We start from the raw sequence: 21886 nt of genomic DNA, 5'->3' as shown, positions 1-21886 counted from the left end.
TCTTCTGGAATTGTGGGGAATCGGCGTTTACGGTGGTGGTGCTCCCAGGGGGACTTTGTGACTGGAGGTCGGGGGCATGGCTGTGTCGGCGAAGGACATCGCTCGGCAGGTGGCGGAGGAGGACAGGCGGCGGGCGCGACTGCGGACGACGGCGATCCGGGATGTCGTGCGGGCCGCTGAGGCGGCCGAGGATGTGGAGCGCGGCAGCGACGAGCGGATCACGGGACTGCGGAAGCGGCACCGTGAGCGGGTTGCTGCGTTGCGCGAGCAGCTCGGGGAGGACATCGAGGCTGAGCGGGCGAAGAAGCAGATGGCTCGGGTGGGTCTGGCGGAGACGGTGACGGCGGCGCTGGAGGTGTTCGACGAGGTGGAGTTGGCGCGCTACACCGGGATGTCCGATCAGATGGTCGCTTCGCTGGTGCGTTTGGCGCGGTCGGCCTCGTCTGGTGGTGGGTCGGACGAGTCGGACGAGGAAACCGATGGTGCGGGCGGCGACGGTGAGGATGTCACCGAGGTGGGTGTCGATAGTGAGCCGGACGTGGTGGGCGATTCCGGCCGACTCGTGTCGACCGACGTGGAGCCGTCGGGCGATGACGGTCTCGGGAGTGCTCGTGCGGTCGGCGGGGGGCACCGCATTGGTGCGGGAGGCGTGGAGGTAGGCGGGGGTGAGTACCCGCCGCAGGCGGGTTCGATGTCGCCGTGAGGCGGTCGGGGGTGGGTGGGTGGGTGGGGCCAGTTGTTGACGGGGTGGGCGGCTCGATGCCGGCCACCCCGTCACCGCCGGGGCCGGCGGACGGGTCGCCCCCGTCCGCCGGCGGCTCACTGGCTCACGCGGCCACCGGTTCGGCCTGCTGCTGGGCGGTCTCCTGCTCCAACCGCCGGCAGTCGAGGCACAAACCCTGCCGGACCTGCTTCACCTCTCCGCACGTCCCACACGGACCACCGTCCACCGTGGGGACGCGCTCCGGCTGCGGCTCGGGATTCGAGTCCGGTTCCGCGTCGGGCTGCGGCTCGGACTCCTGTTCCTGCTCGCGCTGCGGCTGGAGTTCGGGAGTGTCCTCGGGGGCGGTGGCGGCGTCGGCGCACGCTCGGGAGCAGTAGCGCGGGTCATGCGGCGCGTTGCGCTCGTCGTGCTGGTTCGGTACGTCGAGGGGGTTGGGGGTGTTGTTCAGGTTCGCGTCACAGTGAGCGCAGCAGGGCACGCCCTCGGCAACGGTGACGGTGCCCTGCCGATCCTGGTAGCCCTTCACCCACTCTTCAATCGTGATGGCCGTAAGGCGGCGGTGGTTCCGCATGGCGCGTCGCCACTCGGCGCGCACGGTGGGCATGCCGTTGTGCGTGACGTGGTAGGCGCATCGGGCGCGGATGGCGTCGGCGTAGGTGTGGCCGGTGGACAGCTCGGGGATGCCGGGGCGGTCGAGCGAACGGCACTCGGTGCACAGCCCGTCGTCACCGTGTCCGGCTTCGACGCGTTCGGTACGAATGTCGGCAACCGCGCGTTCCCCTGCGCACCACACGCACGGGCGGGTGCGTAGGTCGGCAACAGCGGCCTTGTCATAGTCCAGTTCGTACGCGATGGGGCGTGCTGCGGGCGAGGGGGCGTCGTCCACTCCGGCGCGTGTGGTCATGTACTGGGTGACGACGGGCGAGTCTTCCTGTGCGCGGGCGTGCTGGCGCTGCTGGGGCACGGTGCGGCGGGCGCTGCGGTCGTTGCGGGTGCTGCTGTTGCGGGGGGCCTGGTAGTTGCCGTGACCGTAGCGGGGCGCGTCGGCGGTGTCGGTGTGCGGGCGGTAGAGGCCGGGGTCCTGGTCGGGGACACAGGCGGCGATGACGGCGCGGTGTTCAGGGCTGGTGGTGCGCTGCCACGCGTTGCGCAGCTTCGCAATCGCGATGCCGTAGGGGTAGCTGCTCAGCGTGGCGGCGCACTTGCCCATCAAGGCCAGCGTCTCGGGGTCGGTGTTGTTGACCACGGTGCGAACACGACGCTTGGCGGCGGCCAGATCACCGGCCCTGACCAGGGAAGCGACATCGGCGAGCGCTGCGGGGACGGAACCGAGCTGCGACATGAATAACCTCGGGTTAGGAATTTGTGTCCACCGGGCTTGGTCTTCCCGGTATTTCTTACGGTTTTAATCCTATCCGTCATGGTTGCGGTTCGCAAGACAAAGAAATGCGCAGACCATTCTCGTTGTTGAAACGTTACCGTGTCAGGTGGGTGCTCTGACCTGCGCTTTTGCTTCAACAAACGTGAGCCGCACGCATTGAGGAGACCGGTGGGAATGGTGGCTAACCCTTTTTCTCCCGCCCCCCTCGCGTAGTGCCGGTTTCGTGTCGCGTAGACCGGGTCAAGGTGGGCCCCAAAAATAATTGTTCGGAGCTTGCGGAGAAGAATTATTTTTGGGTGCCTTGATGCGGTCGGAGCGACATGGCAGCCTCAAGGCACGAGGGGGGCGATGGCGACGCGCGGTTCCGAGACGGCTTTCACTTGGTCGCGTATGCAACTGGGGATATGGCAAAACGCCAGTTCAGAGCCTCTTGAGAGCGTGATGGTGCCTTGAGGCACCAGGGCTGTGGTGACGATCCATTGGGTCGCTACACTGAACCGCGTAGCGCATCGGGATAGGCCCTTAGGAGCCTGTGTCGTCCTGATGCGTTGTCCCCGTGGTCTTGGTCGAGCCACTGCCTGGCGGTGGTAAGCCTTCGGGCTTCCGCGGGTGACACGGGGCGTGCCTGGCTTCGGCCAGGCACGCCCTCGACATCTGTCCCGAGGTTCTCCGGATCGGCCACCTCTTCCGCCGGGGCGTCCGAGTGGCGGATGTTCCTGCCGGTCACAGTCACCACAGCGGCAAGCCCTTAAGATCGTCCGCCCGTTCCCCGGTGCGGTGGGCGGAACACCGCGGGCTACTCGCTGGCATGTGTTCCATCGTCCGCAGCCAACGTCTCGACCAGGCCGACCACGGCCTGGGTTGCCTTGCGCTGCAACCAGTCGAGGAATTCCTCTGGTAGTCCCGTGGTGGTGTCCGTCGTCTCGTCCCGTCCCAGGAGCAGGCACGGTCCGGAGATTCGCGGCCTGTCCGCGGCAAGCAGTCGGCGGACGAAGGCGCGGTCGTCGTCTCCGGCGGCGTAGGCGCCGATGATGATGTCGTCGAGCAGGTCGTTGAGCACAATGGTGGCGGCAGGGTTGGGTAGGTGATTGCGCAGGCTGCGGTCGCCGATCCAGAAGTCGATGCCGCGGACGACGTGGATGCGGTCGGCGTGGGGATCGCCGACCAGCCCGATCGGCAGCTGGGCGAGTTCGTCTCGACTACCGGGCAGGGTGAGGAAGTGCAGCTGGTCGGCGTGGCAGAACATGCCGAGCCGGGAGCGCGGCCGTGGCTCTGAGGTGACGGTAGCCGCGTTCGGGCTGGGCGGCTCGACGGCTGAATCGTGGCCAGAGGCGGTGGCGAGCAGCTGCTGGATCCTGGCTGTCAACTCCGTGACCGAGTTGTCCATGGCGTGAGGTCCCTTCGGTGAATGATCCGTGTGGCTGTCCGCTGGGGCAGCCACACCGGTGGAAGCTGGGTGCGGCCGGCGGGTACTGGCCCCGTGCTGTTGCAGGAGCCGAGGCGCTGTCGTGTGAGGTGGTTCTCCAGCTCGGACGGACGTGTTGAGCCGGGCCGCTTTCGACGTCGGGTGTGAGCGGCAGTTGCATTCGGTGTCGGCGGGCGGCGCCTACGTGTTGTCCAGGCCGCAGCCGGGACACAGCAGGAAGACTCCTGCGGCGAGATCCGATGCGTCGGAGTCGACTGGGCGGCCGTGGCGGTCGAACCACACGCCGGTCGGTGAGTCATCGGTGCAGACTTCGGGACGTTCGGCGGGCCAGATGCGGTCGGGCACCTGTACCACCCGCCGGTCCGGATGGACGTACTCGCGGGCGAGGCCGTGGAAGTCGACCGGCCGGTCGTGCAGTACGACGACTTCGTCACCGCAGGCTGTCGTGGCCGGAACGTGGGAACGGGGCATACCGCTGTGCCTCCTGGAGGGTGTCGTGGAGCTTGGGATGTCTCACCGGTTCGTGGGTCGGTCCCACACGTTCACGGTCTGTCCGGTCTTGAGCGGCTTGTCCTGGGGGCCTCTGATCTGTGGGTTGATCCAGACGAGGCGGCGCAGAGACCGGCCAGGGCCGTGGGGTTGGTTGCGCCAGTGGCCGCGAACCAGCCAGCGCACCGTGTACCGGCGCTCATCGGTGCCGGACGACTGGTCGTCGGTGGGCTTGTCCCGGTGGCGGCGGTGTACGTGCACGATGCGGACCTCGGAGGTGCGCATGCCTTCACGGGTACTGCGGCGCTGGAGGCGGCGGTTGGGCGTGACGTGCTCGGTCTGGCTGATGCCCGGCTGGGTCATCAGCAGCCAGGCGGCGTAGAGCACCTTCAGCCACGGCACGACGGCCTGACCGATCAGGAGCGTGCTCAACTCCTGGATGAGGTGAAGGTCGGCGATGGTGCTGCCGTGGTGCAGGGTGATCTCGTTGTCCCACAGCCACTCAGGGGTGGTCCTGATCGCGGCGTCGAGTTCGGCGCGCTTGGGTGGCTGGCCGAAGATCCGGGTCAGGGAGTAGCGGACGTAGTCCAGGTCGCGGACGCTGTAGAAGGTCACCCCGGTGGCATCGGGCTTGCCCACCAGTGGCCCCCACGAGGCGGCGGCGATGTCGACGCGCCGGTCACCCAGCACGTCCCCGAGGTAGGAACCGATGGGTTCCGCGAAGACGATGAACCCCTGCTCGGCCGGCTGGTGGGTCTCGTCGATACGCAGGTCTTCAGGCAGCGTGCTGGCCGCCGCTGTGGCGACCTGGGTCATCTCCGGGGAAACCCAGTACAGGGCGGCCTCGGCCAGCCGTTCGCGTTCACCGTCGAGGATGAGCCGCGCCGCCCGCTCCGGACGGGGTGAGCGGATCAGGTCGAGTGAGAAGCGACCTTCCTTGACCATCTGGGTGTGGAAGGCCAACGCTTCCGGCTGGGCGAAGAACTCGCGCAGGTAGAGACGCACAGCGGGCAGGTCGTGGGGCGCGGGTGCGGTGTAGGTGCTATCCCAGATACCGGTGTCGGGGTTGAAAGGCATGACGGTGTGTGACTCCCGAAAGGCGAAGGAGTGGCTGAGGAGGCGCGGGGCTGCACGCGGCGTGCAAGCACCACGGGCCCCGGCCGAAGCCGGGGCCCGTGAGGTGGAGGTGCTGTTCCGGAAGCGGTACGCGAAGTAGGTGGACCGCCGCTGCTGCCGCCGTGTTCGGGATCGGCGACTGCTTTCGTCGGCGTCCGGTGGGCATGCCGCGGCGAAGCGACTGTGGTGCAGGATGCCGTCAGGACGCACTGTGTCCCGGCGTGCGGCGTCGGCACGTCCGACCGTGCAAGCGTGCTCGGCAGCCGAGACGGAGTGGTGCAGCGGCGGAGTCAGTGTTGAGCTTCGGGTGACCGCGGATCGGTTCCCGGCACGGGACGCTGGTCGTGGTGCAGTGGCGTGGTGCCATGACGGCGTTCGTGCACCTGCGTCGGTGCCGTGATGCGGCGCCACCCGATGCGCTGGCAGGCGTAGAAGCGTCCGTCGACCGCGACGATGTCGCCGATGGACAGCGACCGGTTTCCCCGGTTGCGGTAGCGGATGGCGCGCTGGTCGGGCTCGCCGAACTGGGGGTCGTCCCCGACGTTGCACAGCTGGAAAGCCGACTCGACCAGGTCCACGTCACGAGTGCGCGATGCCGGCGGCTCGTGGTAGACGAGGACCTCGACGACCGGCTGCCCCAGGTAGCCGGACAGCATCGCGCGGTCGCTGAGGTTGTGGAAGACCCTGATGCCCACTGGTCGGCGTGCCCAGCGCAGTAGCGTGTGCCTGCACCGGTCGAACGTTGAGGTTGTCCCCGATGACCGGACACCGGATTTCATGCCACGAGAGTGAGACCTTGACGATAGCCGATGCGGGCTTCGTGCGGGGTGCGGTAGCCGAGTGTCGAATGTAGACGGTCGTGGTTGTAGTAGCCCAGGTAGGCGAACACGTCCCTGCGGGCGTCGTCGCGGGTGTCCCACACCGTTGTGCCGATCTCGGTCTTGAGGGTGGCGAAGAACGATTCCGCGACCGCGTTGTCGAAGCACGACCCGGTCCGCCCCACCGATGGCCGGATGCCGTGACCGGCGAGGGCGGAGCGGAACAGTCCGGAGGTGTATTGCGAGCCGCGGTCGGCGTGAAAGGCCGCGCCGTCGCCGGTCAGGCCGCGTCGGACGGCGAGGTCGAGGGCGTCGCGGACCAGCTCGGCGCGCATGTGGTCGGCCATCGCGTGCCCGACGACCTCGCGGTTGTGCAGGTCTATCACCGTGGCCAGGTAGAGCCACCCCTCCCGCGTGGGCAGGTAGGTTATGTCCCCGACCAGCCGCCTGCCCGGGGCCGGGGCGGTGAAGTCGCGGCCGATCAGGTCCGGTACCGGCGCCGCGACTGCATCAGGCCTGGTCAGCGACCTGCGGCGTCGGCGGGTGAGACCGACGACCCCGCGCTCGCGCATGACCCGCCCGACCCGCTTGTGGTTCACCCGACGGCCTCGGCGGCGCAGCGCGACGACGATCCGCGGACGCCCGTAGGCGCCCCGGTGACCCGCGTGCACCTCGGCGATCTCGGCGGCCAACTCCTCGTCCGCCTTCGCCCGCTCCGCCCTGGTCGGGGCGGCGGCGAGCCACTCGTAGAACCCGGGGCGTCGCACGCCCAGGACCCTGCACAGCCGGGTGACGCCGAAGACGGCGCGATGTTCGGAGATGAACCGGTAGCTGCGGGTCAACGACCCATCTCCCGTGCAAAATACGCGGCCGCCTTACGCAGGATGTCCTTCTCCAACTCCAACTCGGCCACCCGCTTGCGCAGTTCCCGCAGCTCCTGGCGCTCATCGGCCGACACACCGCCCACCGGCGCAGCGACCTGGGCCTGTTCGGCGGTGCGGACCCAGTTGCGCAGCGTCTCGTGGTTCACGCCCAGCTCACGGGCGACCTGCCGCAACGGCCGGTCCGACGAACGGGCCAGCTCGACGGCGTCCCTGCGGAACTGCTCGGGGTACTTCGACTTACCTGACACGGAGGACATCCTTCCCCCAGAACGCTGTCTGGGATCAAGGCGTCCGGTTCAAGGGGACAACCTCACGTTGCGGTGATGTCGTGTCGGAACGGTCGGATTGTCATCGTGTCGCACCCTCTTGCGGGTCGGGGGTGCCCCGCGGTTACGGGGTGCGTCCGCCGGAACAGGGGCAGTGGGTGGGGCGGCGTTGTGTGCCGGCCCACCCACTGCCCCTGTACGGTGCGGCGCACCGCAACCGCGGGGCACCCCCGACGCGCGTGTGCGACTCCTCGGACGCGAAGTCGGGTTGCAGACCATAGAGAAGCCCTTTACCTGCCAAGAGATGGTCGGCAGGTCAGCGGAGATCGGCCAAGCTGCGTGGTCGGGCTCTGCCCCAGGCGAGCCCGTCGCTGATGGTCGTCTCGGCCTCCCGAACGCTCCAGCCTTCGACTCCGTCGTGCTCGGCGGCGGCGGCGTGCAGCACGGCGCGGGCTTCGTGCTCATCGAGCTCGCCACCGCCCACCCACCGACCGAGTCGGCCGGCCGCGCGCAGCAGGGTGTGGTGTCGCTGCCCGGGAGGTGCTGTGCGTACCTTGTCGGCTTCACCGTTGACGACGGCGTCGAGGTAGGCGTCGGGGTGGCGTGGTCTCCTGCTCGTCGAGCGCAGCGGCTTCGGTGGCTCGGGCGGCAACAGCAGGGGAATCAGCCACGGTGGCAGTGCCGCGATCGGTGCGCGGTTCATCGGCTTGTAGATGCCGGTGGTGCTGACGGATCCGGCGGCCACGATGTAGCCGCCCGCACCGCGGGTGTCGACTCGCCAGCCGAGACGTCCGATCGTGTTACGCAGCTCCGGTTCGGCGGGTGCCCGGAAGTACAGGTGCAGCCCGCCGGACGGGGTCCGGACGGTAAAGGTGTGAGCCGGGTAGGGCTGGCCTGCGGCGTCGGCCACGCGCGCCAGGACGTCGCGACCGTGCTTGGCTCCTGCCCACTCGGGTGGTGGTTCGTGTCCGTGGGCGTCGTCCAGGTCGAGCACGTACAGGCCGCTGGGGCGACAGGCGATGCCCACGTTGTAGGGCAGCGATCTCCAGATGTCGCGTATCCGCTCGGGGTCGCGGGTGGCGGCGGACTCCCACCTCTTGTCCTTGGGGATTTTGCTGCGCGGCCACAGCGGGATCACGTGGTGACCGTCGCGAGCGGCGTCGAGCGCGACGCGCATCAGTCGCGGTGAGACGCTCGTATGAGTTCCCGGAGATCGTGCTGTGCTCACGATGCTCAAGGCAGTCCTGCCCTTCCTGTTGGATGTCGGGTGCCGGTGATGTCGCGGGCCTCGCCGCGGATGAACTGCGTGACCGGCAGCAGCGGTCAGCCGGCTGTGCCGTCCCCGAGGATCTCGGCTGAGTGGTTCATGGCTGCTCGACTGGCTGGAGCGCGGTCTCGTTCCTGAGCTGTTCCGTGGCAACGGTGGTGTACCCCTGGGCGAGGCAGCCGGGTGCGAGGCGAGGATGGGTCCGGTGGTGCGCTGTCGCGGATGCGGGGAACGCGGCCGGTCGGGTTAGACGAAGTTGGCCATGACCAGCTGCTCGGCGGTCTCGGCCGCGTGGTCCACGATGGGGCGCAGGCTGTCCGGGGGGATCTGGTTGTCCAGGGCGGTGCCCAGCAGCGCGGCGAGTCGGTGGCCGGGGACGGCGGTCTCGGCACGGTCGAGCGCCAAGGCGGCGAGCCCGCCGTCGCCGCGCAGGTAGGCGGACAGGGCCAGCAACACGGCCGGCTCCGCGCACTCCGGGGTCGGGCACGCTCGGGTGAGTTCGGTCCACAGCTGTTCGGCGGCGTGGGCGTGTTCTCCCGCCGCGGTGGCGATGCACGCGTCGCGCACCATGGGGTCGGACAAGGCCACCGCCAGGACGGCGACGTCCTGGTCGGAGAGGGCCTCCGACCGTTCGCCGGTCCGCCTCACCTGGTGCATCACCAGACGGTAGGAGTCGCGCGCCGATCGCCAACGGTCCTGATCCGGCAGCAGGTCGATCATGTTCGCCCGACGGGCCAGAGCGTTCTGGGGGTCGGGCCGCACCACGGCGAGGCGGTCGTCTCGGCTGTCGAACACGTGCAGGCCCTGCGCCGCGGCCTTCACCGCGAGCAGGGAGGTCTTCGGGTCCGGGAGGGCGCCGGTGTGGAACGGGTTGTCGTAGTCGCGCCACTGGGCTCCGGCGGTGACCGCTGTGGTCCAGAACATGTGCAGTGACGTGTCGTACTCGGTGATCGTGCGTCGCAGCCGGGTGACCAGAGCGGTGCGCGGCAGCAAGAGACCTTCGGGTTCGCCGCCGCCGACGACCACACCGATGACCGCGGCACCGGGGTGGCGCGCCACGACTGTGGCGATCTGGTCGACCAGGCTGTCGGAGAGGCTGTCGTCGGGCAGCTCGGCACACATCGTCAGCTCGATCAGGTCGTCGACGATGATGTTGATCAGCAGTGCGTCACTCGGGTAGTAGCCGATCAAGTGCGGCGAGGCGGCGATCAGCTCGCCGGGCTCGCTCAGCTTGGCCGGGGTGCTCAGGTCCAGTGCGTAGGCGGACGTGGTCGGGTCGGGCGTCGAGTCGGACGTCATGATCGTGCTCCCTGGTGGATGTGATCGGAGGGGTGCGGGCGTCGAGGGACGTCCGCGATCGGGTGGCCGTGAGCGGAACCGGACGGCGGCAGGTCCGGGCCGGTGGTCAGTCGTGCTGGGCTATGCGCTCGACGCGCATACCGGCCTGTTCGGTGAGCAGGGCATAGACGTCGTCGCCGACGTGGAAGCCAGCCAGCTCGTGCCACGCCCTGCCGTCGTAGAGCACCTGGGTGCCGTCGGGTCCCTGTATGACGCCTGCGGGGAGGTACTCCAGGTGTGACGGGCCCTGGGTGCGGAACGCGAAGGACACCGCCTCATCGGTGGTGTCGAAGCGGACGACGGGAACCCCGGCGGGGATGGCGAACTCGGCGCGGCGTCGCAGGAACTCCGGCAGCGTGTTGTTCGACCGCATACTGCTGATGCGGCTGTGGTGGTCTGCGGCCTTGGTGTCGTGGATGGTGCTGGTGACCTGGTCTCTGGTGGCGGCGACCACGATTAGGCCGACCTGGTAGCGGTGCGATCGCATGGGTTGTGGTTGTCTTTCACGGTTGATGGCTGTGACTGCCCGGCTGGTGATTGGCTTCGGTGAGCCGCTGGTGTCTGTCGCGTGGTGGCGGGGCGCACTCGCGTAGGCGTCGGCGCCGGACATGCGGGGGCAAGCCTGCGGGTGTCCTGTCCCGTGGGCTTGCCCCCGGTCCGGTGCCGACGCAGCGTGGGCGTGCCCCGCCACCGCGACGGTCGCCGGTGGCTTCGCTGCCGCGGGGCGTGCGTCAGGTGCCGGGCTTGCCGCACCGGCTGTTCACGCCTGTTGCCTTACTGCGTGGGTGGGCGGTTCGTGTGGAGCGCGACGATCCTCAGCTCCAACGAGCGAAAGGTGCGGGAGCTGGCGGGGTTCGTTGCACGCGTCCGTGTGCGCTGCACGAGTTCGACCGCGAAGTCGATGCCGCCAAGGATGGACAGGATCGTCTGGTGCGGGGTGAACCAGTCCTGCTCGTTGTGCACCCGGCACAGGGCGGCCAGTGACGGCACCGCGTGGGTGAGCAACGTGTCGGCCTCCACCTCCGGAACGGTGAGCCGCACGGCCGCGCCGTCGACCAGTCGCGCGGTCAACGCGGCGAGGGCCTCGTCGATGGCTGAGGCCATCTCCCGGGAAGCGGCGGCCCCTGCGACGTGCCTGCCGCTGTAGCGGGCGGTCTCCCACGTGTCGCGGGCGTCGGCCAAGCGCCTGATGAGGGCGACAAGATCTGCGAGGCTGGTCTCGGAGTCCGCCGAGTCGGTGACGTGTCCGCCGTCCCCGTCGGGTCGGAACGGCTCGGTATCGCGAACGTCGGCTTCGGAATCATGGGAGCTCAAGGCGGTTACCTCAGGAAATTATCGAGATGGAGCGAGCCGTGGCTGGAGTCGGAAGCCCTGGCGGTCAGTGGAGCGCGGGTTCAGCGCAGTGTTCGCCGTGCGCGGTGAGCCAGCGCGTGGCCGCAGCGCGGTCGTGCAGTGAGAACTCCAGCACTCCGGCGAGCACGTTGACTTCGATGCAGGTCAGTTGCGCGCCCAGGTGCTCGGCGAGCATCGGGCCGGCGAACACCTGACCGAACGTGCCCACCGGGTCGTAGACCACGGCGTCGACGCTCGGAGACGGATTTCCGCTGCGGCGATCGGACGTGGTCATCCGGCACCGACCGGGACCTCGTCGACAGAGGAGGGAATTGCCGTCTGCACTGGCGGCCACGGCGTCCACGAGTCGTCGCCGACCGTGACGACGACCGCCTGGGCGCGCTGCTGGAACTGCTCGGAGGTGATGCAGCCGACGGTGGCTTCCAACGACAGCAGGTAGTGCTCGGCCTCGGCGTGCCGGTTCGCCGCGACCACGTCGGGCAGCCTGCGCAGAGAGCTGACCAACAGATCGGGTAGTACGTCGCCGTATTTGAGGTGGGCCGCGCGCCGGACGGCCGCGAGGCGGTCGTGCAGGTTGTGCACGTGGTGTGGCGGGTCGTCTGGGACGAGGGTGAAGGACTCGCGGCGTACGTGGTTGAGGGCGATGTAGTCGTGCTCGTCGACGAGCTCGTAGCGGAGACCGTCGGGGGTGTCGTCGGCGGAGGCGATTCGGTAGCGCCCCCAGTGGTCGTCGAGTGATCCGTGGTAGTTCACCCATCGACCTACTTCGGTTTGAGGTGGCGCGATTGCGGATGAGGTGCGTGGTGGCTGCATCGGCTCTTCCTTTTGCTGGTTGGGATTGCGATCGGCTTGGCGGGCCGAGTCACCCGGCCATGGCTCGGCTCGCCGTCGCCGTCTTTGGCACGCTGGGGTGGTCAGGACTTCTGCTCGGGCCACCGGGAGAGCTCGACGATGTGCTCGTCACCGGAACTCGGTCCTTCCCAGTGCCAGTCCCCGACGTCGATGAGGCGCACCAGGGCAGTGCCGTCGCCGTTGTCGTTGAGCAGTTCGGCGGTGACGCCGGGGTAGTCCAGGAAAACGCGGATCTGGCTCATCTGTGCCTCCGGTGGGACGTCGGTGGATCGCGGCCGGGCGGGCACAGCGGGTGAGGGTCCGAAGGACGTCATGCGCGCAGTGCTCGTTCATCCGGGCGGGATCGCGTAGCGACCGAGCGCAGCGAGGCCGGTCTCGCCCGGATGAACGGGCATGGAGCGCTTGACGTGAAGCCCTCGCCCGCTGTGCTGCCATCAGCGCGATTCATCGACGTCGCGAATGGAGGGGAGTGCCTACGGCCTCGAATCGTGGCTGTGGCGGTCAGGGACGAACGGCCTCGTCGAATGCGTGCACGGCGCGGTGCGACGAGGCCAGCATTGCGGTGGTGATGACCTCGTGGTCGGCACCGGCGAAGCTGGAGGGCAGGATCGCCCAGTGGTCGGTGGCGACGTGTCCTGCCTTCAGGAACGGGTAGTGCGGACCGTCGATGATCTTCAGTTCGATCGGCGAGGTGCGGTCGGCTGGGTCGATGACGAGCAGTCCGCTGCCGCGTGCGGGCGGGGTGGTGACGTCGTTGACGGGGAGGGCGATGTGTTCGGTGCCGCCGACGGTGCCCAGCGCCAGGTACTGCACCGGGCCGGTCACCTGCACGACCCGCAGCTCCCGCCCCCAGGCGGGCTGCGCCAGGAAGGCGATGACGTCGCCAGGTCGGACTCGGCGCAGTAGTTGCAGTTCTGTCGGAGCGGGGGAGAACAGCTCGGCCAGCAGCAACGCCAAGTCACGCAGCGTCCGGGCGCGGTCGGCGGGGATGTACCAGTCGTCGAGGGCGTCGAGCTGCTCGGCGCGGTGGCGCAGGGCGTCGACGGCTTGGCGGGGCCGTCCGCCCAGGGCGGTCAGCGTCGCTTCGACGATGACCGCCGTGGTGAGGCCGTCCTCGACGCGGGTTTCGGTGGGGCGCTGATCGGCGCGGCCGGTCTTGCGACCGCCGTTGAGTTCGTCGAGCGCTGCGCTGATCGGGTGCAGGAACGGTTCGGGCTTGCGGCCGTGTACCCAGGGCAGCGGTCCGTCCAGGACGCCGCGCAGGAGGGTGACGACGCTGTGGCAGGCGGCGTCGCGGGCCGGTGCGGCGGCCAGCGCGTGCAGCATCGCCGCGGTGTGCAGCGCCCGCGCTCCGGCGGCCAGATCCGGTTCGGCGGGGTCGTACCCGACACGCAGCGGGTCACGCCAGGAGGCGACCTGCTCCAGGACCTCCTTCGGCGGGCGCCCCCAGTTGATCGGGGCGCCGGTGGTGTTGGGCAGATGCTCCAGGGTTTCGACGTAGTCGGCGAACGCCTCGGCGGACAGGTCCAGGCCGGCGTGGGTGGCGTCGGCCTGGCCGTAGGCGAGGTCGGCGAGCGTGGGCACGTGGGTGGCGGTGGCGACGTGGACGACGTGGCGGCGGCCGTGGCGGGTGGCGGGGGTGGAGCGCGCGGTGAACGACAGCAGCTGTCGTGACGGTGACAGGCGCAGGTCGGTGGCCGAGCCGATCATGCCGATGGTGCGTGCCCGACCGGCCTCCCAGGAGTCGGTGTTGCGCTTGGTGGTGGGAGGGGTGGCGTCGCGCAGGACACGCAGCACCTCGTCGATGCTCGTCCACGGCGCTTGCTGGGAGGTGTCCTGGACCAGGGTGCGGCGGTGCAGTAGCGGCAGCGGGGCGTCGGCGACGGGTTCGATGTCGGGTTCGGTGGTCATGGCGGTGTTCCTCTGTGAGTGGGTGGTGTCCGGATGAGCGGGCGTGCGCCGTGCGTTGTGGCGGTCCGCGGGCCCGTTCACGTGGTGGTGAGGGAAAGGCTTTGCAGGCGTAGTGCGATGGCCTGCTCGACGTGCCGGCTTTCGGGGTGATCGCAGGCGTCGAGGTCGGCCAGCGACCAGGCGACGCGCCGGACCTCGGCGACGCCGCGTCGGCTGAGCAGCCCGGCCCTGTGGTGGCGGTCGAGCAGCTCCCACGACGCGCGGGGGAAGACGCTGCTCATGGCCAGGGCGTCCTCGGGAATTTCGGAGTTGGTGGACACGCCGGCGGCCGACCACCGGCGGGCGGCGCGCAGCCGCGCGGCGGCGACGCTGTTGGCCAGCGCCGGCAGCGTCGCCGCGGCCTGCTCGGGCCGGTCGGGATCGGGCCGGTGTTCATGGTCGGCGTGGGTGACGTGCAGCCGGACGGAGACTCGGTCGTAGATGAACGGCGGCACCTGCCGCATCTCCGAGGCCAGGTCCACACAGGACAGGACGAGCAGCGGGTCGGCGGTGAAGCGGGTGGGCGTGCCGTCGACGTCCAGGAACACCGCGCGTTTGTCGATGATCTGTCGGATCACCGCCCACTGGGTGGGTGAGCGTCGTGCGGCGTCGGTCAGGTGCAGCACGCCGTGGGTGGCCAGCAGTGCCGCTCCGGGCCGACGGGAGGTGCCCGCCAATGCCGACCACGACGCGACGCGGCCAGGCGCCTGGTAGGGCGGGTTGTGATCGATCGGCACGCCGTCTGCGTGGGCGTCGTGGCGTCGGTTCTCGGCCAGGGTGCGTGCCTGTTCGTCGGTCAGTGCGGGCAGCAGGGCGGCGAGCATGCGTGCGAACAGGGTCCGGTCGGCGTCGTCGGGTCCGGTGAGCAGGACGTGGTGTCCGCCTGCGACTGCCGTTGCCAGCCCGCGCGCCACCCAGGGCGAGAGCACCACGTCGTCGAGGATGGTTGGGATCGTGCGTTCGGGCGACGAGTGGGCGGTGGGAGCCGGGGTGAGCGCGTCGCGGCGGCCGTGGGCGTAGGCCACCACGTCGGACAGTGTGGCCGCGCCGAGCACTTGGACACCGTCGAGCGCGGGCAGCGGGTCCGTGTCGGGCACGATCACCCGGTGGACGTCGGTGCGTCCCCGAAGCGAGCGCAGGCACTCCCAGAGGTCGGGTGTCGAACGCACGCTGCCGTCCAGGGTCACGCCGCCCAGCACGATCGTGTCCTGGAGCGGCGGCATGTCACCGGCCGCGGTCAGCACCGCGACGGCGACGGCGAGATCGTGCATCGGGTGCTCGCTCCCGACGAACCGATCACTGTCGATGCTCACCGGCGTGACCGGGTAGGGGAGGTCGGAGTTGCGGATGGCCGCCTTGACCCGGTCCCGCCGCTCCGGTGTGACCCGGCGACGACCCGACAGTGCAGGGCGGAGGTGGCGGTCGGCTCCGAGGGCGGCGGTGATCACCACGTCGTGGGAGCCGCCGGCGATCGGCATGAGAGAGCGGATGTGAGCGGTCTGCATGGTCTTCCCTGCTGTGGAGAACTTCACGGGTTGTCCGAGAGGTGGGTGCGCGGCTGGCCGTGGCGTGGCCGAATCGAGGTCTGCTGCGCCGCCGACCCGGTGAGCGGGCGATACCGGCCCCGGGTCGCCTTGTGGCAGGGCGCACGCTGTTCGGTGACGGTGGCCGCCCGGGTGTCCTCGCTCGGTTCCCTGAGCGGCATACCGACTGCTGGTCGCTGCGGTCGGCCGCACCTGTGGGTGCGGGCCTGGGTGACGGGCTCTTTTCACCGACACCACGGGCCCACCCCGTCGCTACCGGGTGGGCCCGTGCCGTGCGCGTAGACGTCGAGGGCTTGTTGCCTCCTACCTGGCCAGGGCCATCGCGCGCAGGGCGAGGTCGTCCAGCGCGTCGGCGCGGCTGGGGTCGGCCACGGTCTGGCTGTAGCTGGTGATGGCGTTGGCCAGGCCCGCCGCGGTGGTCTGGCCCCCGGCGATGAAGTGGCGCAGCACGCCCTCGCGTTCGGTCTCGGTGAACCCGAGTTCGCGCTTGAGCACCTGCACGGTGGTGTGCGGCTCGGTGACCGGCGCCCCGGCCTGCTCCTCCAGCTTCGCGACCTGCTCGGCCAGGAACCGCGGCGAGAGCCACTCACGGACGTGGTCACGGGCCTGCGCGGAGATGACGTCGAGCTGCTTCTTGACGGTGTCCTGCGACCAACTGATCGTGCCGCCCTCCATCTTCTGCCCGAGGTGGACCTTGCGGAACGCCAAGGCCGGCAGCGTCAGGCCGTTGCGGCAGATCCGCACGAACAGCTCCGGCTTGAGGGTCACCGAGCCGGAACCGATCTCGGAGTTGGAGAAGCGGAACCCGGCGAAGACCACCGGCTCCGAGCCCGGCTCGTAGCCCAGGCCCTCGGCGGCGGCGAGGCGGCGGCCGGTGTCGAGGTCGGTGGTGACGCGCTGCCGGTCGGCTTCCAGGGTCGGGTCGGCGAACGGGTTGCGGTAGCCGGCCAGCAGGGTCGGCGCCAACCGCTCGACGGCGGGCGAGTAGACCTTGCAGTGCATGGAGGAGTCGGTCAGGTCGCAGGAGCGGATCTCGACCTGCACGTCGGCCTGGCGGATGCCGTCGAGCACCGCGGTGAGCAGGTCGAGGTTGTCGACCATGCCGAACCGGTCCGACAGCATCGCCCGCAGCACTCCCGGCTCGCCGTCCTGCCCGCGGAACAGCCGCAACAGAAACGACCGGGAGTCGGCCGGGTAGATCACGCTCGTCTTGCCTTCGGCGGTGCGCTTGGACTTGCCGTGCAGCAGCCCGTTGACGTTGGCGTCGAACAGGTCGGGCCGCTCGGTGCGCATGAAGCGCAGGTACTTCTGGTTGATGCCCAGCTTCGCCGCGATCGTGGTGTCCGCGGCGGCGGTGGGCACGTACAGGCCGTCGACCAGGGTGACGCCGTGGTCGTCGACGACCGGCTCGACCCCGGACAACTGGATCGCACCGTTGCGTGCCCGCAACGCGGTGGCCGGTGCCACCACATCGACCTTGGCGGCGTTCTGCGTGCGCAGCATGTCCAGCATGTGCTCGAAGGTGGCGTTGCGCACGGTGGTGGTCAGGGACACGGGAACTCCATTCCGAAGGGCCACGCGCGCACGGCGGTGTGGCCCTTGCACTCGGTTGATCGGCGGCGGTGGCGTGGTCGGTCGCCGTCGCCTGGTGTGATGGCGGTGATGTCCGCCCCTGGTGTCGGTGGGGCGCGGCCGGTTGGCCGTGGCGGCGGCAGAAGGGGGCAAGCCGTGCTGTTTGCGGCTTGCCCCCTTGCCGCCGCTGCGGCAGGCTGCGCGGGCCCACCGACACGGGGCGGACAGCGGCGCTGACGGGTGTTGCCTCAGCGGGAGGCGACCGGCCTGGTGCGGCGGGTCAGTCGCAGTCGCACTCGGCGACGCCGGCGCTGGTGACGAAAGCGCACTGCGGGGTGTGGAACTTGGTCAGGATGACGCCGCCGTCGGCACGACGGATGATGATCAACGGATAGCCGTTGAGTTCAGCCCACTCAAAGTCGTCCGGGTCCAGGCGCACCCGATCGGCGTCGTAGCCGTGGGTGGTGGCCACCAACGTCTGGAGGATCTCCAGCAGGTCCGGTCCCGGCGTAGCAGGTGCTTGCGGTGCTGCGGCGTGCTCGTACCGGGCGAGCAGGCCGCCGTCGCAGTTCGACAGGTCTATCCCGGTGTCCGGTCCCAACCGCTCGGCCAGAGCGTGCAGGGCCGCGTGAACCAGGTGGTCGGGTTCGGGGTGCTCGGTGCCGATCCGGACGCTGTAGGCGCCGCGGGCGGTCAGGGAGCCGCCGGGACGGCGGCGCACGGCCAGCCGCAGCTTCTGCGCGGTGGTCAGCGGATCGTTGTCGAGGTCGACGCCCAGCGAGTGGAACCACTCGTCCAGCAGCTCGACGGCATCGCCTCCGGACACGCTGCGTTCCGGGTCGTCGTGCTCGAGGTCCTTGTACCGGCGCAGCAGGCGCATGACCGCCGCGCCCTCGACAGTGTCGGGATCAAAACCAACAGCATCAGCGGTGACGTCGCCGGCCTCGCACCGGTCGCCCTGCCCAGGGTCCACTTCACCGGTATCTCCGTGTTCGAACGGCCGGAGGGAGCGGGAGGGGGCGTCGGCCACCGGGTTGCGGTCGGCGGGCGTATGTGATGTGGACATGCGCTACACCGCCAGCGAGGAGAACATCGGCAGCCGGTATGCCTCTGATGCCGGAATCAGGTCGATGACGTCGCGCTCGCGCGTCCACTGTTCAACGAACCGCAGATGGACCGACAACCATTGGCGGGCCCAGCCTGGCATGGCGTCGGTGACCGGCCGGTGACTGTTGCCGCCGTAGAACGTCATGAAGATGCCGTCCTCGTGCTGCCACGCGAACTCGGCGGCGATCCGGGCCGGGATGCAGGCCAGCTCGGCGGCGTGCCACCGGGCGCCGTAGGCGGTCCAGGCGTCCCCGCCGACCACGAGCGGCTGCACGACCAGCCGCAACGGCTCATCGTGGCCGACCAGCCTGCCCTTGGGATCGACCGGACGGACCTGCCGGCACTGCGGGCACTGGCCGTAGATCGAGGTGGGGTGACGGTCCGATCGCGGTCCGATGCTGCCTTCCGACGCAGACCGACGACGGCCGGCGCAGCGGTTGGTGTCGACGAAAAGACCGTTGGAGTTCTCCAAGCGCATGACAATCTTCCTATTGGCATTGTCCGATCCTCGATAGTTGCGCGATTATCGGAGCGTGGCTTAGCGGTCGACCGGGTGCGAATGACCGATGAGTCCACTTCTTCAGTGGCGGATCTTTCGTTCCTATTCGGTCGAAACCGACGCTGTCGTATAAGGCGTCGGGCCCCGTCCGGTGGGGCGCACTCGAATGGCGTTCGTGGCGGGTAAAGGGGGCAAGCCGCAGCTTTTCCGCGGCTTGCCCCCGGCCCGACGCGGACGCAGAGTGCGCACGCCCCACCGGACGGGATCCGCGCCCAGCTCCGTGCCCACCTCCTGGTCAGGGCCGGGTCACGAGAGCTGCTGCCGACCTCGATCAGCGAGCAGCCCGATGTCGCGCAGCCCTGAGGTGTGCGAGTGGTCGGATCAGCGCAAGCCCGACCAGCGGCGGTGCAACTGCCGTCCGTCCTGGTTGAGCGTGATGCGGAAGACCTCACGCGGACCGTCGTCGGTCTGCACACGGAAGGCAATTTCGCTGGAGAGCAGATGCGCTGCCGCGAGCAGCGCGTAGCCACGAGCCTCTTCTCCGTCGATCGGGCGCCAGGGCTCATCGGGATCGTGGATGTAGACGGTCTGCTCACCCCAGCGGCGCACATACCGGCCGCTGGCGACCAGTTGCAGTGCCCGGTGCACGATCCACCGCGCCGGGGCATCGAACCCACCGGAAACACGGGTGAGCGACTCGGGACGGGGAAGCAGCTCGGCCTGAACGCCTGCGGGTCGTGTACGCCGCCGCAGGGTCTTGCGGATCGGTGGCGTCGGTGCATCGGCGAGGACGCCCCGACAGGGGGCGCAGCGGTTGCGCGGCGACGCCGGCACGGTGCCCACGGCGGCGTCGACATCGAGGCCGCCGCACTGGGCGCACCGGTACCCGACGTCGTCGACGTTGACTCCGGCACGGTCGCAGGCGGCGTGCGTGCCGCCGAACACGATGGTCTCGGCGAGGCGTTCTGCGGCCTGGTGCTCGGCGAGTGTGGCCAACTCCGAGGCGCTACCGCGGTCGATTAGCGCTGCGAGCAGGCCGTTGGCATGCCGGGCCAGGCCGGAGCGGCGCAGTGGGTCTCGACGCCCGGCGAGGAACAGCTCGAACCGGCCCGCACGCCACGCCAACAGCGCGTCGACCGACTGCCCGGCGATGCGCAGGGTGAGCCTGAGCTCCATCCCCGAGCCGGTGTCCACGTGCAGTGTCTCCACCCGCAGAGTCGCCGAGATATGCTCGGCGACCGCGCGGGCGAAGGTCGTGGCGGGCACCTCGCCGGGCAGGTGCACTGCGGACAGGTTGCTTTCGGTCCCGTCCGGAACCGTGGCGTGCAGGTAGACCACGATGCCGCTCCTGGTAGGTGACGGTCACGGGCGCGACCGTTGAACGTAGCCATCGGTCTGCTGTGCTCCGATTGCCGATCAGCACGGCGTGCACGGCGCCGGTTCGTACCTCCTTTGAGGACAGATGCCTGGTGGTCTTCCCTGTGGGCCGGGGCGGACGCTGCGAAGCGCTCACTCGAGGCTCGCTTCCAAGGCCGTGAGCTGCACCGGGTCGAGGTCCGCCAGGTCGGCTGTGGTGAAGTGGTACAGCCGTTCCCACTCGTGGTCGTGCCGGTTGCAGAGCACGCGCAACCCGGCGGTGTCGAACAGGTAGAGCCATCGGTAGGCGGGATCGGGCTGCTCGGTCAGGCGGCCGGTGATCGGGTGCGACGCCGACTCGGCGAGGACGTAGCCGATGCCGCGGTAGGGCGTGATGTGCTGGGGCGTGAAGGGTGCGCGTTGGCCGGTGTCGAGTTCGTAGCCGGCCGCCCAGGGGTTGATCGACTCCCAGTCATGGCGCAGGAGTGCCCGAACGAGGCGGTCGACGTCGCCGTCGTGGTGACGGTGCAGGGCCTTGCTCAGCTCGGCCACCTGGACCGCGGGAAAGCCCGCTCGTGCACACGGGCGAGCTGTGTAGGTGACGCCGTCGGAGGCCAGTTGACCGATCAGTGATCGAGGCGACATGGATTGCTTCTTCCACTCGATGTTGGTTGCGGTGCGGGCAATACGGTTGCTTCGATCGCGCCCGGGATTGTGATGTCCGGTGCGCGGCGATGCTCCGGCGCTGCGGTGAAGGGCCCGGCTACTGCGGCCGGATGTGGTGACGGACTTCCTGCGATCGACGTAGATCGGCGAGAACCCGGCGCTGATGGCCGATGCCCGGCGCAGCCTGGTAGGCGTCGCGCAGGTGCAGCGTGTGCGTGTGGTGTCGCCGGATCAGGTCGAGGGCTTCACGTAGCCGGGCCACGTATGCCTTGGGGAGGAAGGCGACGATCTCGGTGTGGTGGTCGTCGGTGATGGCCGCGAGCTGGTCTGCCAGCCGCCAGGCGGCCACCGCCCCCGGCGTGGTCATCGACTGCTCGTAGGGCGCGATCTCGGTGTCGGGATCGACAAGCCCGTGCCGGGCGGACAGGATGACCACTCTCGTGGGAATGCCCGCTGCCGTGGTAAGGGCTGCTTCCCTTTCGACGATGGCGAAGCAGTACCGGAACATCGACCCGGTGTAGAGCGATCGCGCCGGTGCCGGGATGTCGAGTTTGGTGCTACTGCACGGCACGACGAACAGCTGCTTCCGCGCGGCGCCAGCCGACGGCCTCACTGGACCTGTGCCCGACCACCCTGCCCGGTGGTGTTCAGCGGGGTGCGGAGCGGGACGGCGTAGAGACGCTCGACGCGGCTCCACGGCTCGTGCTGCTCCCAGCCGCATTCCGACGGAGCGAGGTAGTCCACGGCCGCGGTCAGCTCACGTTGGATCTCGGTCACCAAGTTCTGCCAACGCATGCCGACGGTGTCGCGTGCACGGCTGTGATGTGCTGCGGGCGTGGGCGCTGCCTGGCCTTCGCGCCACAGGGTGCGACCGGCGGCGTCGTGCACCTCGCGCAGCGCCACGCCACCGGTGTCGACGTGCCAATCGTGTGCGTCCACCACCACGAGGCCGGCGTCGGGCAGCACACGGCGGACCAGGTGGGCCGCATTGATGTGCCGCAACTGCGCGTGAGCCAACGCCGCCTGGTGGACGACGGCGGCCAGCGATTCGGTTGTCGCCCGCAGTTCGGGCGGGAGTTCAGAGTGCTCGATGGTCATCACGGTGCTCCTGACTGATCGATGTACAGGTAGGTGGCGCGAGGTTTCGGCTGTTCACGGCCGTGGGCGCGAGTGGTGCCATTCCGCGCGATCAGGCCGTACGGCGTGGCGTCGGCCGTAGTTGGACAGGTTGGTCACGGTGGGGTCCCCCGTTCGGGCCGGTCGGGAGGTGCTACGGAC

The 21886-nt window shown here is 69.4% G+C and carries 24 protein-coding genes; 1 reads left to right on the top strand and 23 read right to left on the bottom strand.

Annotation, left to right across the window (positions count from 1 at the left end; translation table 11 throughout):
* Positions 1-76 precede the first annotated feature (76 nt).
* The gene (locus tag ACRAKJ_RS25900; RefSeq protein ID WP_438927034.1) at positions 77-703 is read left to right on the top strand and encodes a hypothetical protein; all 627 of its coding nucleotides are present in this window, start codon (positions 77-79) and stop codon (positions 701-703) included.
* A 124-nt stretch (positions 704-827) separates the two neighbouring features.
* Here ACRAKJ_RS25900 and ACRAKJ_RS25895 read toward each other — a convergent pair whose 3' ends face one another.
* The 23 genes from ACRAKJ_RS25895 to ACRAKJ_RS25785 all read right to left on the bottom strand — a co-directional run bounded on the left by ACRAKJ_RS25895 (position 828) and on the right by ACRAKJ_RS25785 (position 21706).
* The gene (locus tag ACRAKJ_RS25895; RefSeq protein WP_438922733.1) at positions 828-2066 is read right to left on the bottom strand and encodes a hypothetical protein; all 1239 of its coding nucleotides are present in this window, start codon (positions 2064-2066) and stop codon (positions 828-830) included.
* Positions 2067-2901: 835 nt separating this feature from the next.
* Entirely contained in the window at positions 2902-3492 is a 591-nt protein-coding gene (locus ACRAKJ_RS25890; protein WP_438922732.1) for a hypothetical protein, read from the bottom strand.
* Between the two features lie 219 nt (positions 3493-3711).
* On the bottom strand, positions 3712-4002 hold the full coding sequence (locus tag ACRAKJ_RS25885) for a hypothetical protein (protein WP_438922731.1): 291 nt from the start codon (positions 4000-4002) through the stop codon (positions 3712-3714).
* A gap of 42 nt (positions 4003-4044) precedes the next feature.
* Positions 4045-5097: a hypothetical protein gene (locus tag ACRAKJ_RS25880; protein WP_438922730.1), complete on the bottom strand. Its 1053-nt coding sequence runs from the start codon at positions 5095-5097 to the stop codon at positions 4045-4047.
* A gap of 329 nt (positions 5098-5426) precedes the next feature.
* On the bottom strand, positions 5427-5831 hold the full coding sequence (locus tag ACRAKJ_RS25875; RefSeq protein WP_438922729.1) for a hypothetical protein: 405 nt from the start codon (positions 5829-5831) through the stop codon (positions 5427-5429).
* Positions 5832-5911: 80 nt separating this feature from the next.
* Positions 5912-6796, bottom strand: a complete 885-nt coding sequence (locus ACRAKJ_RS25870) for an IS3 family transposase (protein WP_438922728.1) — start codon at positions 6794-6796, stop codon at positions 5912-5914.
* Entirely contained in the window at positions 6793-7086 is a 294-nt protein-coding gene (locus ACRAKJ_RS25865) for a transposase (RefSeq protein WP_438922727.1), read from the bottom strand. The genes ACRAKJ_RS25870 and ACRAKJ_RS25865 overlap by 4 nt, the downstream gene beginning before the upstream one ends.
* A 334-nt stretch (positions 7087-7420) precedes the next feature.
* Entirely contained in the window at positions 7421-8281 is an 861-nt protein-coding gene (locus ACRAKJ_RS25860) for a bifunctional DNA primase/polymerase (protein ID WP_438921957.1), read from the bottom strand.
* A gap of 336 nt (positions 8282-8617) precedes the next feature.
* Entirely contained in the window at positions 8618-9670 is a 1053-nt protein-coding gene (locus tag ACRAKJ_RS25855; RefSeq protein WP_438921958.1) for a DUF4192 domain-containing protein, read from the bottom strand.
* A 106-nt stretch (positions 9671-9776) separates the two neighbouring features.
* A complete protein-coding gene (locus ACRAKJ_RS25850; protein ID WP_438921959.1) occupies positions 9777-10196 on the bottom strand; it encodes a hypothetical protein in 420 nt (139 codons plus the stop codon).
* Between the two features lie 287 nt (positions 10197-10483).
* On the bottom strand, positions 10484-10891 hold the full coding sequence (locus ACRAKJ_RS25845) for a hypothetical protein (RefSeq protein WP_438921960.1): 408 nt from the start codon (positions 10889-10891) through the stop codon (positions 10484-10486).
* A gap of 196 nt (positions 10892-11087) precedes the next feature.
* Complete coding sequence (locus tag ACRAKJ_RS25840) at positions 11088-11336, bottom strand: hypothetical protein (protein WP_438921961.1); 249 nt, start codon at positions 11334-11336, stop codon at positions 11088-11090.
* Positions 11333-11815, bottom strand: a complete 483-nt coding sequence (locus tag ACRAKJ_RS25835; protein WP_438921962.1) for a hypothetical protein — start codon at positions 11813-11815, stop codon at positions 11333-11335. Before ACRAKJ_RS25835 ends, ACRAKJ_RS25840 begins: the two co-directional genes overlap by 4 nt.
* A gap of 161 nt (positions 11816-11976) precedes the next feature.
* A complete protein-coding gene (locus ACRAKJ_RS25830) occupies positions 11977-12156 on the bottom strand; it encodes a hypothetical protein (RefSeq protein ID WP_438921963.1) in 180 nt (59 codons plus the stop codon).
* Between the two features lie 259 nt (positions 12157-12415).
* Positions 12416-13825, bottom strand: coding sequence for a hypothetical protein (locus ACRAKJ_RS25825; RefSeq protein WP_438921964.1), 1410 nt, complete (start codon positions 13823-13825; stop codon positions 12416-12418).
* Between the two features lie 77 nt (positions 13826-13902).
* Complete coding sequence (locus ACRAKJ_RS25820) at positions 13903-15645, bottom strand: ATP-binding protein (protein ID WP_438921965.1); 1743 nt, start codon at positions 15643-15645, stop codon at positions 13903-13905.
* A 66-nt stretch (positions 15646-15711) separates the two neighbouring features.
* The gene (locus ACRAKJ_RS25815) at positions 15712-16962 is read right to left on the bottom strand and encodes a hypothetical protein (protein WP_438921966.1); all 1251 of its coding nucleotides are present in this window, start codon (positions 16960-16962) and stop codon (positions 15712-15714) included.
* A gap of 298 nt (positions 16963-17260) precedes the next feature.
* Complete coding sequence (locus tag ACRAKJ_RS25810) at positions 17261-18046, bottom strand: hypothetical protein (protein WP_438921967.1); 786 nt, start codon at positions 18044-18046, stop codon at positions 17261-17263.
* Between the two features lie 3 nt (positions 18047-18049).
* Positions 18050-18565, bottom strand: coding sequence for a hypothetical protein (locus ACRAKJ_RS25805; protein ID WP_438921968.1), 516 nt, complete (start codon positions 18563-18565; stop codon positions 18050-18052).
* 402 nt (positions 18566-18967) lie between these two features.
* Positions 18968-19924 carry a hypothetical protein gene (locus ACRAKJ_RS25800; RefSeq protein WP_438921969.1) on the bottom strand — a complete coding sequence of 319 codons (957 nt, stop codon included), beginning with the start codon at positions 19922-19924 and terminating at the stop codon, positions 18968-18970.
* 171 nt (positions 19925-20095) lie between these two features.
* Positions 20096-20587, bottom strand: coding sequence for a hypothetical protein (locus ACRAKJ_RS25795; protein ID WP_438921970.1), 492 nt, complete (start codon positions 20585-20587; stop codon positions 20096-20098).
* 118 nt (positions 20588-20705) lie between these two features.
* Entirely contained in the window at positions 20706-21329 is a 624-nt protein-coding gene (locus ACRAKJ_RS25790) for a DUF6884 domain-containing protein (protein ID WP_438921971.1), read from the bottom strand.
* A complete protein-coding gene (locus ACRAKJ_RS25785) occupies positions 21218-21706 on the bottom strand; it encodes a hypothetical protein (RefSeq protein WP_438921972.1) in 489 nt (162 codons plus the stop codon). Before ACRAKJ_RS25785 ends, ACRAKJ_RS25790 begins: the two co-directional genes overlap by 112 nt.
* Positions 21707-21886: the final 180 nt, after the last annotated feature.

This window comes from Saccharothrix sp. DSM 118769 (assembly GCF_052936295.1).
The sequence above is the reverse complement of the archived record's forward strand: the minus strand, read 5'-3'. Positions and strand labels throughout refer to the sequence as shown.

Coding starts and splice junctions, on each gene's coding strand:
- ACRAKJ_RS25900 (WP_438927034.1), top strand. CDS start 77: ATGGCTGTGTCGGCGAAGGACATCGCTCGGCAGGTGGCGGAGGAGGAC.
- ACRAKJ_RS25895 (WP_438922733.1), bottom strand. CDS start 2,066: ATGTCGCAGCTCGGTTCCGTCCCCGCAGCGCTCGCCGATGTCGCTTCC.
- ACRAKJ_RS25890 (WP_438922732.1), bottom strand. CDS start 3,492: ATGGACAACTCGGTCACGGAGTTGACAGCCAGGATCCAGCAGCTGCTC.
- ACRAKJ_RS25885 (WP_438922731.1), bottom strand. CDS start 4,002: ATGCCCCGTTCCCACGTTCCGGCCACGACAGCCTGCGGTGACGAAGTC.
- ACRAKJ_RS25880 (WP_438922730.1), bottom strand. CDS start 5,097: ATGCCTTTCAACCCCGACACCGGTATCTGGGATAGCACCTACACCGCA.
- ACRAKJ_RS25860 (WP_438921957.1), bottom strand. CDS start 8,281: ATGCGCGTCGCGCTCGACGCCGCTCGCGACGGTCACCACGTGATCCCG.
- ACRAKJ_RS25855 (WP_438921958.1), bottom strand. CDS start 9,670: ATGACGTCCGACTCGACGCCCGACCCGACCACGTCCGCCTACGCACTG.
- ACRAKJ_RS25850 (WP_438921959.1), bottom strand. CDS start 10,196: ATGCGATCGCACCGCTACCAGGTCGGCCTAATCGTGGTCGCCGCCACC.
- ACRAKJ_RS25840 (WP_438921961.1), bottom strand. CDS start 11,336: ATGACCACGTCCGATCGCCGCAGCGGAAATCCGTCTCCGAGCGTCGAC.
- ACRAKJ_RS25830 (WP_438921963.1), bottom strand. CDS start 12,156: ATGAGCCAGATCCGCGTTTTCCTGGACTACCCCGGCGTCACCGCCGAA.
- ACRAKJ_RS25825 (WP_438921964.1), bottom strand. CDS start 13,825: ATGACCACCGAACCCGACATCGAACCCGTCGCCGACGCCCCGCTGCCG.
- ACRAKJ_RS25810 (WP_438921967.1), bottom strand. CDS start 18,046: ATGTCCACATCACATACGCCCGCCGACCGCAACCCGGTGGCCGACGCC.
- ACRAKJ_RS25805 (WP_438921968.1), bottom strand. CDS start 18,565: ATGCGCTTGGAGAACTCCAACGGTCTTTTCGTCGACACCAACCGCTGC.
- ACRAKJ_RS25795 (WP_438921970.1), bottom strand. CDS start 20,587: ATGTCGCCTCGATCACTGATCGGTCAACTGGCCTCCGACGGCGTCACC.
- ACRAKJ_RS25790 (WP_438921971.1), bottom strand. CDS start 21,329: ATGCGGCTGGGAGCAGCACGAGCCGTGGAGCCGCGTCGAGCGTCTCTA.
- ACRAKJ_RS25785 (WP_438921972.1), bottom strand. CDS start 21,706: ATGACCATCGAGCACTCTGAACTCCCGCCCGAACTGCGGGCGACAACC.